The 16,115-nt window shown below is 68.4% G+C and carries 15 protein-coding genes, 2 tRNA genes and 1 pseudogene; 14 read left to right on the top strand and 4 right to left on the bottom strand.

From position 1 onward, the window contains the following. The 9 genes and pseudogenes from J1M36_RS01145 to J1M36_RS13060 form a co-directional block, all read left to right on the top strand. On the top strand, positions 1 to 357 hold a 357-nt coding region (locus tag J1M36_RS01145), incomplete at its 5' end, for a cell division protein SepF (protein WP_206478385.1). A 2-nt stretch (positions 358 to 359) separates the two neighbouring features. Beyond that, positions 360 to 656 carry a YggT family protein gene (locus J1M36_RS01140; RefSeq protein WP_064845731.1) on the top strand — a complete coding sequence of 99 codons (297 nt, stop codon included), beginning with the start codon at positions 360 to 362 and terminating at the stop codon, positions 654 to 656. Positions 657 to 787: 131 nt separating this feature from the next. Continuing rightward, on the top strand, positions 788 to 1,549 hold the full coding sequence (locus tag J1M36_RS01135; protein WP_193519402.1) for a DivIVA domain-containing protein: 762 nt from the start codon (positions 788 to 790) through the stop codon (positions 1,547 to 1,549). Between the two features lie 54 nt (positions 1,550 to 1,603). Continuing rightward, a complete protein-coding gene (gene lspA / locus J1M36_RS01130; RefSeq protein WP_239320425.1) occupies positions 1,604 to 2,089 on the top strand; it encodes a signal peptidase II in 486 nt (161 codons plus the stop codon). Next, a complete protein-coding gene (locus tag J1M36_RS01125) occupies positions 2,079 to 3,056 on the top strand; it encodes an RluA family pseudouridine synthase (RefSeq protein WP_085105923.1) in 978 nt (325 codons plus the stop codon). Before lspA ends, J1M36_RS01125 begins: the two co-directional genes overlap by 11 nt. Before the next feature lie 56 nt (positions 3,057 to 3,112). Beyond that, complete coding sequence (gene dnaE / locus J1M36_RS01120) at positions 3,113 to 6,667, top strand: DNA polymerase III subunit alpha (RefSeq protein WP_131333087.1); 3,555 nt, start codon at positions 3,113 to 3,115, stop codon at positions 6,665 to 6,667. A gap of 217 nt (positions 6,668 to 6,884) precedes the next feature. Then, positions 6,885 to 8,270 carry a histidinol dehydrogenase gene (gene hisD / locus J1M36_RS01115; RefSeq protein ID WP_206478382.1) on the top strand — a complete coding sequence of 462 codons (1,386 nt, stop codon included), beginning with the start codon at positions 6,885 to 6,887 and terminating at the stop codon, positions 8,268 to 8,270. Between the two features lie 3 nt (positions 8,271 to 8,273). Next, positions 8,274 to 8,714: pseudogene (nrdR, locus tag J1M36_RS01110) on the top strand (transcriptional regulator NrdR); the annotation flags it as partial. 329 nt (positions 8,715 to 9,043) lie between these two features. Beyond that, positions 9,044 to 9,685: a GNAT family N-acetyltransferase gene (locus tag J1M36_RS13060; protein WP_206478381.1), complete on the top strand. Its 642-nt coding sequence runs from the start codon at positions 9,044 to 9,046 to the stop codon at positions 9,683 to 9,685. Positions 9,686 to 9,951: 266 nt separating this feature from the next. Here J1M36_RS13060 and J1M36_RS01100 read toward each other — a convergent pair. Continuing rightward, positions 9,952 to 10,024 (bottom strand) — tRNA-Val (locus J1M36_RS01100). A gap of 208 nt (positions 10,025 to 10,232) precedes the next feature. On the opposite strand from J1M36_RS01100, the gene J1M36_RS01095 reads away from it, so the two are divergent. Together J1M36_RS01095 and gndA are read left to right on the top strand one after the other, a co-directional pair. Next, a tRNA-OTHER gene (locus tag J1M36_RS01095) sits at positions 10,233 to 10,303 on the top strand. Between the two features lie 114 nt (positions 10,304 to 10,417). Then, the gene (gene gndA / locus J1M36_RS01090; protein WP_098054562.1) at positions 10,418 to 11,875 is read left to right on the top strand and encodes an NADP-dependent phosphogluconate dehydrogenase; all 1,458 of its coding nucleotides are present in this window, start codon (positions 10,418 to 10,420) and stop codon (positions 11,873 to 11,875) included. Positions 11,876 to 11,983: 108 nt separating this feature from the next. Here the strand turns inward: gndA and epsC are convergent, their stop codons facing one another. From epsC to msrA, 3 genes are all read right to left on the bottom strand, one after another. Then, positions 11,984 to 12,568 (bottom strand): serine O-acetyltransferase EpsC, encoded by a 585-nt coding sequence (gene epsC, locus J1M36_RS01085; RefSeq protein ID WP_035961303.1) that lies wholly within the window; start codon positions 12,566 to 12,568, stop codon positions 11,984 to 11,986. A gap of 118 nt (positions 12,569 to 12,686) precedes the next feature. Then, a complete protein-coding gene (gene cysK / locus J1M36_RS01080) occupies positions 12,687 to 13,622 on the bottom strand; it encodes a cysteine synthase A (protein WP_035961305.1) in 936 nt (311 codons plus the stop codon). 95 nt (positions 13,623 to 13,717) lie between these two features. After that, positions 13,718 to 14,257, bottom strand: coding sequence for a peptide-methionine (S)-S-oxide reductase MsrA (gene msrA / locus J1M36_RS01075; protein ID WP_035962271.1), 540 nt, complete (start codon positions 14,255 to 14,257; stop codon positions 13,718 to 13,720). Between the two features lie 70 nt (positions 14,258 to 14,327). Between msrA and J1M36_RS12960 the strand changes: the two genes are divergently transcribed. Genes J1M36_RS12960 through J1M36_RS01065 form a run of 3 tightly spaced genes read left to right on the top strand, consistent with a single transcriptional unit; the run spans position 14,328 to position 15,981 of the window. After that, the gene (locus J1M36_RS12960; protein ID WP_274605997.1) at positions 14,328 to 14,792 is read left to right on the top strand and encodes a Nif3-like dinuclear metal center hexameric protein; all 465 of its coding nucleotides are present in this window, start codon (positions 14,328 to 14,330) and stop codon (positions 14,790 to 14,792) included. Beyond that, on the top strand, positions 14,789 to 15,199 hold the full coding sequence (locus tag J1M36_RS12955) for a Nif3-like dinuclear metal center hexameric protein (RefSeq protein WP_342358261.1): 411 nt from the start codon (positions 14,789 to 14,791) through the stop codon (positions 15,197 to 15,199). The genes J1M36_RS12960 and J1M36_RS12955 overlap by 4 nt, the downstream gene beginning before the upstream one ends. A 53-nt stretch (positions 15,200 to 15,252) precedes the next feature. Then, the gene (locus J1M36_RS01065; RefSeq protein ID WP_206478373.1) at positions 15,253 to 15,981 is read left to right on the top strand and encodes a C4-type zinc ribbon domain-containing protein; all 729 of its coding nucleotides are present in this window, start codon (positions 15,253 to 15,255) and stop codon (positions 15,979 to 15,981) included. Positions 15,982 to 16,115: the final 134 nt, after the last annotated feature.

Below are 16,115 nucleotides of genomic sequence, written 5' to 3'. Positions count from 1 at the left end.
CCCGAGTACCGAGCCCCCGTGACCCCCATCAAGCGGGCTCCCAGTTCCCGAGAGGACGACAACGAATTGCGCACCATCACCACTGTGCACCCCCGGTCGTACAACGACGCCAAATCCATCGGTGAGGCGTTCCGGAACGGCACACCGGTGATCATGAACGTCTCCGACATGGGTGAGGCCGAGGCCAAGCGTCTCGTGGACTTCGCCGCGGGGCTGGTCTTCGCCCTGCACGGGTCCATCGAACGGGTCACCGCCAAGGTGTTCCTGCTGACCCCGTCCTTCGTGGAGGTCCTCGACCAGGGCCACTCGGACGAGATCGACGAGGATACCGGTTCGGTCCAGCGGGTCGAGGGCTGAGCATGGGCCTGGTGCTGTCGATCGTCTACCTCGTGGTCCACGTGCTCTACATCGCCCTGCTGGGCCGCCTCGTGCTGGACTGGGTACAGATGTTCGCGCGCGGCTGGCGTCCCAAGGGTATGGCGCTCGTGGCGGCGTCCACGATCTACTCGTTGACCGATCCCCCTATGAAGGCGCTGCGCCGGCTCGTGCCGCCGCTGCGCTTCGGCGGGGTAGCGCTGGACCTGGGGTTCCTGATCCTGGTCTTCGCCGTCAGCATCCTGCAGGCCGTCCTGGCCGGTTTCCTGCTGCGCGGCTGAGCGGTCCGTGCCCCGGGCGCGGCCACGCGGCTGTATCCTGGGCCAGAATTCACCGCGCAACGGCGGCAGTCACCACCGGGCACGGTCACCATCCGAGCGGTTCAATTCATCTAGAGGAGTGAGGACATCTCATGGCTTTGACACCCGAAGACGTCATCAACAAGCGCTTCCAACCCACCAAGTTCCGTGAGGGCTACGACCAGGACGAGGTGGACGACTTCCTCGACGAGATCGTCGTGGAGCTGCGTCGCCTCAACCAGGAGAACGACGCCCTGCGCAAGCAGGTCGAGACCCTGGGTGGGCGCCCCGAGGAGTCCGCCGTGGAGACCTCCGCGGTCTCGCAGTCCACCGAGGACGTCCAGGAGACCACGGCGACTCCGGCCGCCTCGGTGACCGAGACCTCCGAGACGACCACGGTGTCCGAGCCCGTGCGCGTGACGGACGAGCAGTCCTCGAGCACCGCCGCGACGGTCGCTCCGAGCGCGGGCACGACGTCGTCGACCGCCGCCCAGCCTGCTGCGACGCAGAACGTCCCGACCACCGAGTCCGCCGAGTCCGCGGCCGCGGTGCTCGCCATGGCGCAGAAGCTGCACGACGACTACGTCTCGCAGGGCCAGGCCGAGCGTGAGCGCCTGATCACCGAGGGCCGCACCCAAGCGGACCAGCTCGTGGCGGACGGCAAGCGCACCAAGGAGGAGACCCTGTCCTCGCTCGAGCGCGAGAAGGTGGACCTCGAGGCCTCCGTGGCGCAGCTGCGCAGCTTCGAGGAGGACTACCGCGGCAACCTCAAGAGCTTCCTCAACGCCCAGCTGAACGATCTCGCCAACACCGGATCGCTCGAGCCCGCTGACGCTCCCGTCTCCGCGACCACCAAGCGCACGGGCGCCAAGTAAGCGCCGGTGACGGAACATACCCCTGACGCGGCGGCGGCCCCCGGGACCTCCCGGGTGGGCCGCCGCTGCCTCGTCATCTCCCTGCTCGTGGCCGCAGCGTGGTACGCGGCGGACCAGCTAAGCAAACTGTGGGTCGTGGAGAACCTCCCGATCGGCCGGCAGTACCCCGTGATCCCCGGCCTGCTGTGGTGGGAACACATCCGCAACAGCGGCGCGGCGTTCTCCCTCGGTTCCAACTTCACGTGGGTCTTCACGATCGTGATGGCCGTGGTAATCGTTGCGATCCTGTGGAACCTGCGCCGGGTGCGGGACCCGCTGTGGGCGCTCGCCCTGGGACTGGTCCTGGGCGGTGCCGCGGGCAACCTCACCGACCGGTTGTTCCGGGAGCCCTCCTTCGCGCACGGACACGTGGTGGACTTCATCGCGGTGCCCCGCTTCGCGATCTTCAACGTGGCCGATTGCGGGGTGGTCGTGGGCGTGGTGCTGATCCTCGTGCTGATCATGACCAATCGCCAGATGGAGGTGCCCCGTGGCCGTTGAGCACACTCGCCCCACCGGTTCCGAACCCGAGTACGTGAGCGAGCGGTTCACGGCCACGGCCGAGCAGGAAGGTTCCCGGCTCGACGCCGCCGTGGCCGCCTGGACGGGTTTGTCCCGTTCGGCGGCGGCACAGTTGTGCGCCGAGGAGCGGGTGAGCTTCCGGGGGCGGCCCGCGCCCAAGTCCCACAGGGTGGGTGCGGCCGAGACCTACACGGTCCAGGTCCCGGTGCCCGAGGACCCCCACCGCATCGCCGCGCAGCACGTTCCGGATCTACGCCTGGTGCACGTGAACCCGGGCTACGTGGTGATCGACAAACCCGCAGGGGTTGCCGCGCACCCCTCGCCCGGGTGGAAGGGACCCACCGTGGCCGGGGCGCTGGCCGGGGCTGGGATCACGATTGCGACCTCGGGGGCTCCCGAGCGACAGGGGATCGTGCACCGCCTGGACGTGGGGACCTCCGGGCTCATGGTCGTCGCCCGCGACGAGAACGCCTACACGGTGCTCAAGCGCGCCTTCAAGGAGCGCACGGTCACCAAGGTCTACCACACGGTGGTCCAGGGCATCCCGGATCCGCTCAAGGGAACCATCGACGCCCCAATCGGGCGGCACCCGGGACACGAGTGGCGCTTCGCGGTGCTGCAGGACGGTCGCCGTTCCGTGACCCATTACGAGGTGCTCGAGGCCTTCGGGCGGGCGTCCCTCGTGGAGGTGCACCTGGAGACCGGGCGCACCCACCAGATCCGCGTGCACTTCAACGCCCTGCAGCACCCGTGCTGCGGGGATCTCACGTACGGGGCGGATCCCGCGCTGTCCGCGGGGCTGGGGCTCACGCGGCAGTGGTTGCACGCCACGCGGCTCGGGTTCACGAGCCCCGACACGGGGGAGGACGTGGAGTACACGAGCCCCTATCCCGCGGATCTCGCCTATGCCGTGGAGACGCTGCGGGAGGGCGGCCCGCAGCTGTGACGGATCTCCACCGCGTCCACCCTCAGCGGGTCGGTGCGGGGTCCTAGACTGGGGCGGTGACTTCGGCGACCGGCAAAAAAGGCTTCACCCATCTCCACGTGCACACCGAGTACTCCATGTTGGACGGTGCCGCGCGCCTGACCGACCTCTTCGAGGAATGCCACCGGTTGGGCATGGACTCCCTGGCCACCACGGACCACGGCTTTGTCTTCGGGGCGTTCGACTTCTGGAACAAGGCGCGCGCCGCGGGGATCAAGCCGATCATCGGTGTGGAGGCCTATCTGACCCCGGGCACCGCGCGGCAGGACCGTTCCCGCGTGAAGTTCGCGGACGGCGGGCGCGACGACGTCTCGGGCGCCGGTGCCTACACCCACATGACCCTGCTCGCGCAGACGAGCGAGGGCATGCAGAACCTGTTCCGCGCGTCCACCAAGGCGTCGCTCGAGGGTCAGCTGTACAAGCCGCGTATGGACCGGGAACTGCTCAACCAGTACGGCAAGGGTCTGATCGCCACCACGGGCTGCCCGTCCGGTGAGGTGCAGACCCGCTTGCGGTTGGGTCAGTACGACCAGGCCGTGCAGGCGGCCGCCGAGTTCCGGGACATCTTCGGCGCAGAGAACTTCTACTGCGAACTCATGGACCACGGGCTCGGGATCGAGAAGCGGGTCACGCAGGACCTGCTCAAGCTCGCCAAAGAGCTCAACCTGCCGCTCGTGGCCACCAACGACCTGCACTACACGCACGCGGAGGACGCCAAATCCCATGCCGCGTTGCTGTGCGTGCAGTCCGGTTCCACGTTGCAGGACCCCAAGCGGTTCAAGTTCGACGCGGACGAGTTCTACCTCAAATCCCCGGAACAGATGCGCGAGCTCTTCCGGGACTTCCCGGAGGCGTGCGACAACACCCTGGAGATCGCCGAGCGCTGCGAGGTGGATTTCGACACCTCCGCGAACTACATGCCGCGTTTCCCCACCCCGGAGGGCGAGGACGAGACCTCGTGGTTCATCAAGGAGGTCGAGAAAGGGCTGCACTACCGCTTCCCCGGGGGCATCCCGGACGACGTCCGCGAGCAGGCCGAGTACGAGAAGAAGATCATCATCCAGATGGGCTTCCCCGGTTACTTCCTGGTGGTCGCGGACTTCATCAACTGGTCCAAGGACAACGGGATCCGCGTGGGTCCGGGCCGTGGTTCCGGTGCGGGGTCCATGGTCGCGTACGCCATGCGCATCACCGAGCTCAACCCGCTGCAGCACGGGCTGATCTTCGAGCGCTTCCTCAACCCGGACCGCGTGTCCATGCCCGACTTCGACGTCGACTTCGATGATCGCCGCCGCTCCGAGGTCATCCACTACGTGACCGAGAAGTACGGCGACGAGCGCGTGGCCATGATCGTCACGTACGGCACCATCAAGGCCAAGCAGGCGCTCAAGGACTCCTCCCGCGTGCTGGGCTACCCGTTCTCCATGGGGGAGCGGTTGACCAAGGCCATGCCGCCGGACGTCATGGGCAAGGGCATTTCCCTGCAGGACGTCTACGACCAGGAGGCCAAGCGCTACGACGAGGCGGGGGAGCTGCGCGAGATCCTCGCGGACGACCCCGAGTCCATGAAGGTCTTCGAGACCGCCCAGGGCCTCGAGGGGCTCAAGCGCCAGTGGGGTGTGCACGCGGCCGGTGTGATCATGTCCTCGGACCCGCTGATCGACATCATCCCGTTGATGCGCCGCGAGCAGGACGGGCAGGTCATCACCCAGTTCGACTACCCCACGTGCGAGGGGCTGGGGTTGATCAAGATGGACTTCCTGGGGTTGCGCAACCTCACGATCATCTCGGATGCCCTCGAGAACATCACGCTCAACCGGGACGGGTTCGTCCTGGACCTCGAGCACCTGCCGATCGACGACGCTGGTTCCTACGACTTGCTCGCGCGCGGTGACACCCTCGGGGTGTTCCAGTTGGACGGCGGGCCCATGCGTCAGCTGCTCAAACTGATGCGCCCCGACAACTTCGAGGACATCTCCGCGACCATCGCGCTGTACCGCCCCGGGCCCATGGGTGCGAACTCGCACACCAACTACGCGCTGCGCAAGAACGGCGCGCAGGAGATCACGCCGATCCACCCGGAGCTCGCGGAACCGCTGTCGGAGATCCTGGGCACCACGTACGGGTTGATCGTGTACCAGGAGCAGGTCATGGCGATCGCCCAGAAGGTGGCCGGCTACTCCCTGGGTCAGGCGGACATCCTACGCCGCGCCATGGGCAAGAAGAAGAAGGCGGAGCTGGACAAGCAGTACCAGGGCTTCCACCAGGGGATGATCGACCGCGGGTACTCCGAGGACGCGATCAAGGCGCTGTGGGACATCCTGCTGCCGTTCTCGGACTACGCGTTCAACAAGGCACACTCCGCGGCCTACGGGCTCGTGTCCTACTGGACGGCGTACCTCAAGGCGCACTACCCGGCCGAGTACATGGCCGCGCTACTCACCTCGGTCGGTGACGACAAGGACAAGCTCGCCATGTACCTGACCGAGTGCCGCCACATGGGGATCACGGTGCTGCCCCCGGACGTCAACGAGTCCGAACTGAACTTCACCCCGGTGGGCACCGACATCCGCTTCGGCATGGGCGCGGTGCGCAACGTGGGGTCCAACGTGGTGCAGGCCATGGTGGACGCGCGCACCGAGCAGGGCAAGTTCACGTCCTTCACCGATTTCTTGGCCAAGGTCCCGGCCGTGGTGTGCAACAAGCGCACCATCGAGTCCATGATCAAGGCCGGTGCGTTCGACCAGCTGGGTCACACGCGCCGCAGCCTGGTGATGTGCCACGAGCAAGCCGTGGAGGACGTCGTCGCGCAGAAGAAGAAGGAGGACAACGGCGAGTTCACGTTCGACATCTTCGCGATGGGCGGCGCCGACGACGCCGAGCAGGAGACGTTCTCCGTGGAGGTCCCGGAGGTCCCCGAGTGGGAGCGCAAGGACCTGCTGGCGTTCGAGCGCGAGATGCTCGGTCTCTACGTCTCCGACCATCCCCTGCGCGGGCTCGACGACGCCCTGGGCCAGTACACGGACACCGCGATCGCCTCGCTGCTCACCGAGGAGAACACCCGTCCCGACGGTGCGGTTATTACCGTGGGTGGGATGATCACGTCCCTGTCCCGCAGGATCGCGAAGTCGTCCGGCAACGCGTACGCGCGCGTGGAGCTGGAGGACCGCTCGGGATCCATCGAGATCATGTTCTTCGGCAAGGCATATGCGCCCATCGCCGGGGTCCTTGCCGAGGACCTGATCTGCGTGATCAAGGGCCGTATGCAGCGCCGCGACGACGGTTCCATCTCCATCTCCGCCCAGGAACTCACGGTGCCCGAGTTGAGCGTGGATGGTTCCTCGGGACCCGTGTGCGTGGCCCTGCCCGAGCACCGGGCCACGGAGGCCGTGATCCGCCGGATCGGGGAGGTGCTGCGCAATCACAAGGGGGACTCGGAGGTGCGGATCCACTTGGACACGCATCGCAGCGTCCAGGTCATGCGCCTGGGCCCCGAGTACCGGGTCAACCCGTCGCCGGCCCTGTTCGGTGACCTCAAGGTCCTCCTGGGCCCGGCCTGCCTCGAGGCGTGACGACGCGGCGCCGGGCGCGTCACCGGGCGCTCGTGAACGGGCGGCGTCGAACGGGCCGCGGTTCGACGCCGCACGGGTAGTTGCGCGACGCTGCCCGGGCCGCCGCGCGGCGTCGGACTTGACGCTGCGTGACCTCGGCATGCACGGTGCGTGGGTTCTAGCCGTGTGCGGGTGTTGCCCGAGCGGTCCGCGCGGGGCGCGATTGTAGACTGGGCGGGTGAGTGAGTACAGCCTTGAATCCGCATCCCCGGCGACCACCGGTTCCCACCTGCGGGTCATCGACCTGCGGGGACGGCACCTGGACTGGAACGAGCTGCGTGCGGCGGTGCCGCGCCAAGCGGCGTCGTCGGTCGCTGAGGCGGAGGACAGCGTCCGCTCGATCATCGAGGACGTCCGCTCCCGTGGCGCGCAGGCGCTGCGGGATCTCGCCTTCACGTTCGACGGCGTGGACCAGCAACGGATCAGGGTGGCGCCCGAGCAGATCGAGCGCGCGGTGGCCGAACTCGACCCCGCGGTGCGCCACGGACTGGAGTCCGCGATCGAGCGCACGCGCGCCTTCGCCCGGGCGCAGCGGCCGCAGGACGTGAGCGTGGAGGTCGCCCCCGGTGCCGTCCTGCGCCACCGGTGGACCCCGGTGCGTCGCGCAGGGCTCTATATCCCCGGTGGGTTGGCCGTGTACCCGTCCTCGGTCGTCATGAACGTCGTGCCGGCCCAGGCCGCGGGCGTGGAATCCGTGGTGCTGTGCTCGCCGCCCCAGAAGGACTTCGACGGACTGCCCCACCCCGTGATCCTGGCCGCGGCCGGTCTGCTCGGTGTGGACGAGGTGTGGGCCGTAGGCGGCGCGCAGTCGCTCGCCGCCTTGGCCTACGGGATCACCGATGGTGAGGACGTCCTGGAACCCGTCAACACCGTGACCGGCCCGGGCAACATCTTCGTGGCCATGGCCAAGCGGCAGTTGCGCTCCGTGGTGGGCGTGGACGCCGAGGCCGGCACCACCGAGATCGCGGTGCTCGCCGACGACTCTGCGGATCCGAGGTTCGTGGCCGCGGACCTCATCTCGCAGGCCGAACACGATCCCGCTGCGGGGTCCGTGCTGATCACCGATTCCGAGGACCTGGCCCGGGCGGTCGAGGAGCAGCTCGCGGTCCAGGTGCCCGCCGCCAAACACCGTGAGCGGATCGCCACGGCACTGGGTGGACCCCAGTCCGGGGTCGTGCTCACGAACAACCTCGACCAGTCCGTGGCGGTTGCGGACGCGTACGCCGCCGAACACCTCGAAATCCACACGAGGGACGCCGCCGCGGTGGCCGCGCGAGTGCGCAACGCCGGCGCGATCTTCGTGGGCCCGTACAGTCCCGTGCCCCTCGGGGACTACGCCGCCGGTTCCAACCACGTGCTGCCCACGGGCGGGACCGCGGTGTTCAACTCGGGACTGCAGGCGGCGTCGTTCATGAAGGCCGTGCAGGTCATCGAGTACAGCGAGAAGGCGCTCGCGCAGCTCGAGGACGACATCGTGGCGCTCGCGGACACCGAGGATCTGCCCGCGCACGGCCGCGCCGTCACGATCCGCTCCGAGGCCGCCGCACCGGGCCGGGAAGGCTGAGCCGTGCACTGCCCGTTCTGCCGGCACAACGACTCCAAGGTGGTGGATTCGCGCACCTCGGACGACGGCACATCCATCCGCCGACGCCGCCGGTGCACCGAGTGCGGCCGACGCTTCTCCACGCTCGAGACCACGACCATCTCGGTGATCAAGCGCTCGGGGGTGACCGAACCGTTCGACCGCCAGAAGATCGTCAACGGCGTGCGCAAGGCATGTCAGGGACGCCCCGTCAGCGAGGACGACCTCGCGATGCTCGCCCAGGAGGTGGAGGAATCCATCCGGGCCTCGGGCAGTGCGGAGGTCGAGGCGCACGACGTGGGCCTGTCCATCCTCCCGCCCCTGCGCCGCCTGGACGTCGTGGCTTACCTGCGGTTCGCGTCCGTGTACCAGGCGTTCGACGACCTCGAGGACTTTGAGCGCGCGATCAACGTGCTGCGCGATCAGCAGGCGGAGCTCGCGGGTCAGCAGACCCTCGTTCCTCCCGCTGCGGGTCCGGGAACCAACGGTGGCGTACGACGTCGCTCGGGCCGGCGCCCCGCGCAGGGCACGGACGCGGCGTCGGAGGACACTGCCGCGGAGGCCCCCGAGGACGACACGGCACCGAAAAAGGCCGCTCCGACGCGGCGTCGTCGGGCCAAGAAACCGGCGGAGACGCCCACGCAGCCGCGACTTCTCTGAGCGTCGCACGTCCTTTGCCTGCCGGGTGAACGAGCTCGTCATGGACGGGTTCGGCACCCGGCCCGCTCTTAGGGGCGTGCTGTTACTCTCTGGTTGTGCATACGACTCAGGGCGCCGACCACGACGCCGCGCAGCAGATCGACATCCTCCCCGCGGCCGCCGCGGACACGCAGCGCGCCGCCGCGACCCTGGCCCGGGCGTTCTCGGTGGACCCCCACGTGGTGGGTCTGCTCCCGCCCGGTGACGTGATCGGGTCCCTGACCGTCCTGTGGGAGCGCATCGTGCGGGAGACCCTGCAGGCGGGCGGCCACGCGTATCTCGCCGAGCGGCGGGGTGAGGAGCGTCCGTTGGGCGTGGCCCTGTGGGAGGCCCCCGGAAGCAAGGTCTCGATCCCTCGGATGCTTCCGGGTCTGCTGGCCTACGCGCGGGTGTTCCGTGATCGCCTCCCGGATGCCCTTGCGACCGAGTTCCTGGCCCACCGCCAGCATCCAGCCACCCCGCACTGGTACCTCAAGGCCGTGGGGACCCTGCCCGATCTGCAGCGGACGGGAGTGGGGAGCATGCTGCTCAACGAACGGCTCGCCCACATCGACCGCGAGCACACTGGGGCGTACCTGGAGGCCTCCTCGCTGGATCTCGTGCCCTTCTACTCGCGTTTCGGGTTCATCTCCCGGGGACCGGTGCCGTCCCGCGGGACGGTCCCCGCGATCGGGATGTGGCGCCCGCCCGTGGCGTGAGGGACCGGAAGGTTCCCTCCGGGTCCCGCGAAGATCGTCCTGAGATGCGCCTTGCGCACCTGTGCGAGTTCGATGCTGCCAGCGATCACTGCGGCCACGGGGCTCAGGAACGTGCCGTTGATACTCGTGTCGACGACGCCGTCCACGATGTGCTCGGAGAGTCCCCACCGTCTCAGTAGACCTGCATCGCTCGACCTAGGAGATAGGCCGGGGCCATTCCGCGACCCCGGCGCGACGGGCTTGACGTCCGTTCGTCGTACGTGCGGTGGGCCCTACCGGGATCGAACCGATGACATCCACGGTGTAAACGTGGCGCTCTACCAGCTGAGCTAAAGGCCCGGGATCGGGTGGGCACGACTGGACCAGCTGCCAGCACCCGATTGCGGATCAGCCTACCCGCAGGTCACGGCGGGACCCAACACGATGCAAGAGTCCGTGTGTGATGTTGACCACCAGAGGTTCCCCGTTCGGCGTCGCGTTTGACACCGCGCGGTCACGATGCGTTAAGCTGATGATGCAAACGCGCTCGGTGACGTGTCTTGCTTGAGGGGACGCTGGTGCGCTAGATCGCTTTCGGGCGTGACAGATACGGCGGTTCGATTCCGTCGGTCTCCACCACTTCGAGAAATCCCCGGGACTCAAGTCCCGGGGATTTCTGCATGTCCGAGCGTGTCCGGGGGAACAGGCGGCAATCGCTGCAACCCCACAGGGCAGATGCGTAGGCTAGGGACCATGGCAGCAGAAAAGAAAGCTCACATCGGCGTCACCGGCCTGGCCGTGATGGGCGCCAACCTGGCCCGCAACTTCGCGCACCACGGGTACACCGTGGCCCTGCACAACCGTTCCGAGGGCAAGACCACGGCCCTCATGGAGGAGCACGGTTCCGAGGGGGACTTCATCCCCACCGAGACCATGGAGGAGCTCGTCGATTCCCTCGAGAAGCCGCGCCGCGTGCTGATCATGGTCAAGGCGGGCGCGCCCGTGGATTCCGTGATCGAGCAGCTGACCCCGCTGCTGGACGAGGGCGACATCATCATCGACGGCGGCAACTCCTACTTCCAGGACACGCGGCGTCGTGAGCGCGAGTGCGCAGAGAAGGGCCTGCACTTCGTCGGCGTGGGTGTCTCCGGCGGTGAGGAGGGCGCCCTCAACGGCCCGTCCATCATGCCGGGTGGTTCCGAGGAGTCCTACAAGAGCCTGGGCCCCATGCTCGAAGACATCTCCGCCAAGGCGGACGACGGCGCTCCGTGCTGCGCGTGGATCGGCACTGACGGCGCGGGTCACTTCGTGAAGATGGTGCACAACGGCATCGAGTACGCGGACATGCAGGTCATCGGTGAGGCGCACGAGCTGCTGCGTTCCGTGGCCGGACTGGAGCCCGCCGAGCAGGCGGACGTGTTCGAGGAATGGAACGCCACCGAGCTGTCCTCCTACCTCATCGAGATCACCGCGCAGGTGCTGCGTCAGGTGGACTCCCGGACGGGCAAGCCCTTCATCGACGTCGTCGCGGACGCCGCGGGTCAGAAGGGCACCGGCCGCTGGACCGTGCAGGAAGCCCTGGAACTGGGCTCCCCGGTCACCGCGATCGCCGAGTCGGTGTTCGCCCGCGCCCTGTCATCTTCCGAGCCCGTGATGCGCAAGGAGGCCCAAGAGGTGCTTCCAGCCGGCATCGGGGACACCACCGAGGACGTCGTGAAGGACCCCGGGTTCGTGGAGGACGTGCGCAAGGCACTGTACGCGTCCAAGCTCGTGTCCTACGCGCAGGGCCTGGACATGCTCACCATGGCCGGGCGGGAGTACGGTTGGCAGCTGGACCTCGCGACCATCGCGAGCCTGTGGCGCAACGGCTGCATCATCCGCGCCGAACTGCTCAACGTGATCATGGCCGCCTACCAGGGGGACAAGGCCCCGTTGAACCTGCTGTTCGCGCCCGAATTCATCACGTCCATCGAGGACGCACTGCCGTCGTGGCGCCGCGTGGTGGCACGCGCCGTCGAACGCGGCATCCCCGCCCCGGTGTTCTCCTCCGCGCTCGCGTACTACGACGCTCTGCGCCGCCCGCGGCTGAACGCCGCCCTGACCCAGGGCCTGCGGGACTACTTCGGTGCCCACACGTACAAGCGCATCGACGACCCGGACTCCAGCTTCCACGTGCTGTGGAGCGGGGACCGCTCCGAGGTCGTGTCCTGAGCACGTGAACCGTCGACCGCTCCCGAGACAGGGGGTGGTAGCGAGAACGGGCCGGGCCCCCACGTGGAGACCCGGCCCGTTCTCGTCGAACCCGTCAGGTAGTCAGCTTCAGATCCACATGGCGGGATCGATGTAGGTCGCGGGGTCCACGAGCGGTTCCTGCTTCTCCGGGGTGCGCCGGCGCACCTTGCCGGGGATGCCGGTCACGATCGAGTCCTCGGGGACGTCCTTGACCACCACGGCATTGGCGCCCACGGAGGAATCATGGCCCACGGTCAGGGGACCCAGGATCTTGGCACCGGCACCGATGGTCACGCGGTCCTGGATCGTGGGGTGACGCTTGACGGGTTCCAAGGAGCGACCACCGAGGGTCACGCCGTGATAGATCATCACGTCGTCACCGATCTCCGCGGTCTCACCGATCACCACACCCATGCCATGGTCGATGAAGAAGCGCCGACCGATCGTGGCGCCCGGGTGGATCTCCACGCCCGTGGCCCAGCGGGCGAGCTGGGACACGGTGCGCGCCAGCAACCGGCGGTCCGGGTTGCGCCACAACCGGTGGGACAACCTGTGGGCCCAAATGGCGTGCAGCCCCGAGTAGTTCAGAGCGATCTCCAGGTTGGACCGCGCCGCGGGGTCGTGCGTCCGAGCCGTGTCGAGGTCCTCGTTGAGTCTGCGCCAGAAGCTCACGTGTGTTTCCTCTTCCGTGGTGTGCCGGGGTGGGCCGCCCGCCGTGAAGAACGGGTGCCCGGGGTGCGCCTCACTTGTGGTGCGCATCCCGGACACCCGCACGGTCGGGTCGAGTGGATCAGCCCCGGATGTCTTCGTACAGGATCGTGGAGATGTAGCGCTCACCGAAATCGCACACCACGGCGACGATGAGCTTGTCCCGGTTCTCCTCCTTGGCGGCCTCTTGCAGGGCGGCCCACACGATGGCGCCCGAGGAGATGCCGCCCAGGATGCCTTCCTGGGTGCCGAGCTCGCGGGCGTACTTCACGGAGTTCTCCACGGTGACGTCGTAGACGTCGTCGTAGATCTCACGGTCGAGCACGTCCGGGACGAAGTTCGCGCCGAGACCCTGGATCTTGTGGGGGCCGGCCTTGCCCTCGGTCAGCAGCGGGGAGTCGGAGGGCTCCACGGCCACGAGCCGGATGTCCGGCTTCTGCTCGCGCAGGTACTTGCCCGCGCCGGAGATGGTCCCGCCCGTGCCGATACCGGCCACGAAAACGTCCACGGCGCCGTCGGAGTCGTTCCAGATCTCGGGACCCGTGGTCTCGTAATGCACCTGGGGGTTGGCGGGGTTGGCGAACTGGCTCGCGAGGATCGCGTTGTCCGAGGAGTCCACGATCTCCTGGGCTTTGTCCACGGCGCCGCGCATGCCGTCGGCACCCGGGGTCAGCACGATCTCCGCACCGTAGGCGCGCAGCATGACCCGGCGCTCGGTGGACATGGTCTCCGGCATGGTCAGGATGACCTTGTACCCGCGGGCAGCACCCACCATGGCCAGGGCGATGCCCGTGTTACCGGAGGTGCCCTCCACGATCGTCCCACCGGGCTTGAGCTGGCCGGAGGCCTCGGCGGCATCCACGATGGCCTTGCCGATCCGGTCCTTCACGGAGTTGGCGGGGTTGTAGAACTCGAGCTTCACGGCCACGTTGCCGGGGAGGTCCTTGTCCAGGTGGTTCAGGCGGACGAGGGGAGTGCCTCCCACGACCTCGGTGACGTCGTTGTAAATCTTGCCCATGACATGTCTCCTGTTCAGTCGGTCCGCGGGGCATGGCACACGTGCCGGTCCCCGCACAGAGTCTTCTTCAGCGTATCGGTGGCCTGGGTGGCGGCTCAGTCGTTCAGCCACACGGCGTAATGTTGGCGCACCTTCGCGAGCTTGGGGTTGATGATCACTTGGCAGTAGCCGTTGAATGGTTGGTTCCCGTAGAAGTCCTGGTGGAAGTCCTCTGCCTCGTGCACGGGCCCGAGCGGCTCGATGGTGGTCACCACGGGATCGTCGAACAGGGTCTGCGCCCGGGAGATCGCGGCCTCGAAGAGGTGCCGTTGCTCGTCGTCGGCGGGGAACATGGCGGAGCGGTACTGCGTGCCTACGTCGTAGCCCTGGCGGTTGAGCGTGGTGGGGTCGTGGCCCGTGAAGAACAGGTCCAGAATCACGTCGGCGGGAACCACGGAGGGATCGAACGTGACCTCCACGGCCTCGGCGTGGCCCGTGGTGCCCGAGCACACGGACTCGTAGTCGGGGTGGTCCGTGTGCCCTCCCGTGTACACACTGCGCACCCCCTGCACGCCGCGCACCCTGCGGTAGACGGCGTCCAGGCACCAGAAGCAGCCACCGGCCAGCACGAACGTCTGCGGTGTCGATGAAGTCATGCCCAGTACAACGCGTGACGCGCCAGAAGATTCCCGCCGCTCGCCCAGCGCGAACTCCTAGGATGAGGCCATGAGCACCGAACGCCCGTCCGACGCCCCGCCCACGCTCGAGGACGTGCTCGCCGCCGCGGACACCCTGTGGCCCTTCCGGTTGCAGGAGGACTGGGACGCGTCCGGGCTCGTCACGGGGCGGGCGGAGCAGCCGATCCGGCGGATCCACTTCGCGGTGGATCCCGTGGCCGCCGTCGTGGACGAGGCCGTCTCCAGGGGCGCGGACCTGTTGCTGACCCACCACCCGCTGTTGCTGCGCGGGGTCACGTCGGTGGCCGCGCACCTCTTCAAGGGCCGTGCGATCCACGACCTCATCGAGAACCGCTGCGCCCTGCTGTGTTGCCACACGAACGCGGACTCCGCGCGCCGGGGCGTGTCGGACGCGCTGATCGCGGCGTGCGGTGTCTCTCCCGACGACGCCGCTCCGCTCGTCCCGCACGACACGGACCCCCGCGTAGAGGTGTATAAGAGACAGCACCGGTGACGTTGCGCGACCTCGCGGACCGACTCGCGCAGCGGATCTCGCCCACGGCGCAGGGCCTGCGCGTGGCCGGCGATCCCGAGCGACCCGTGAGCACCGTGGCGGTGTGCGGGGGCTCCGGGGACTCCCTCTTCAACGAGGTCCGCGCCCACGGGGCGGACGTGTTCGTGACCGCGGACCTGCGCCACCACCCGGCCTCCGAAGCGCGGGAAGCCGCCCTGGGGCCCGGGGGATCGGGCACCCCTGCGCTGATCGACTCCGCCCACTCCGCGAGCGAGGCCCTGTGGTTGCCGTGGGCCGCCGAGGACCTGCGGCACGAACTCGAGCGGCGGGGATTTGCCGTGGAGACCTCCGTCAGCTCGCTGCGCACCGATCCGTGGGACTTCCGGATCGACACGCCCGGGACCTGAAGCACACGCGGACCTACCACCGCACTCGACCAGCCGCACCCCAGGAGAACGCCATGACCTCGCCCCGCTCGGCCCTTCCCGCCCTGTTGGAACTCCAGTCCGTGGACTCCCGGTTGCTCACCGTGATGGCCCGGGCCAAGGAGTTGCAGACCTCCGAGCGGGTGGCTTCCCTCATGGCCCGGCGGACGCAAGCGATCGCGGCGGCCCGCGCCCTCGAGACCGCCCAGCAGGAGGCCGAGCGGGCGGTGGCCGAGGCGGAGCGGGAGGTCACCCGGATCCAGGACCGGATCGACAAGGACACCGAGCGGCTCAACCACGGCGGCTCCGCCAAGGACCTCATGGGCATCCAGCACGAGATCGACACCCTCACCGCGCAGCGCGGACGGGCCGAGGACGCGCAGTTGCAGGCCATGGACCACGCCGAGGAGGTCACCGCGGACCGGGACCGGAAGCTGCCCCTGTTGCGCGCCGCGGACGCTGAGGCCCGCGCGGCGGTGGCCGAGCGGGACGCGGAGCTGTCCCGGCTCAAAGAGGAGCACGCGCGGCTGACCGCGGAGCGCTCCACGCGTGTATCGGAGTTCACTGATCCCGCCCTGCTGAGCCGCTACGACGGCCTGCGCACCGCCCGCGGGGGAGGCCGGATCGCCGTCGCACGCTTCGAGAACGGAACGTGCGGGGCGTGCGGCACCCGGTTGAGCCCCGCCGACGCCGCGGCGCTGACAAATACTCCGCCGCAGACCGTGCCCCAGTGCCCCGAGTGTTCCGCGCTGCTTCTGGTGTGAGCCCGGGCTTGCACGCGTCCGGTCCTGAACTGCGCGGCCCGCTCCTCATCGGCCGCTCGCATTGACTCGGGTGCCCCGCGCCAAGGGTGCCAGGCGCTGAGCGTCGGGTGGCCCGGCGGCGCGGTAGGATCGAC

The sequence above is a fragment of the Kocuria sp. KRD140 genome, assembly GCF_017168375.1.
GTDB classification, from domain to species: domain Bacteria; phylum Actinomycetota; class Actinomycetes; order Actinomycetales; family Micrococcaceae; genus Kocuria; species Kocuria marina.
Note: the sequence above shows the minus strand (reverse complement) of the source record. Positions and strands in the feature narration are given on the sequence as shown.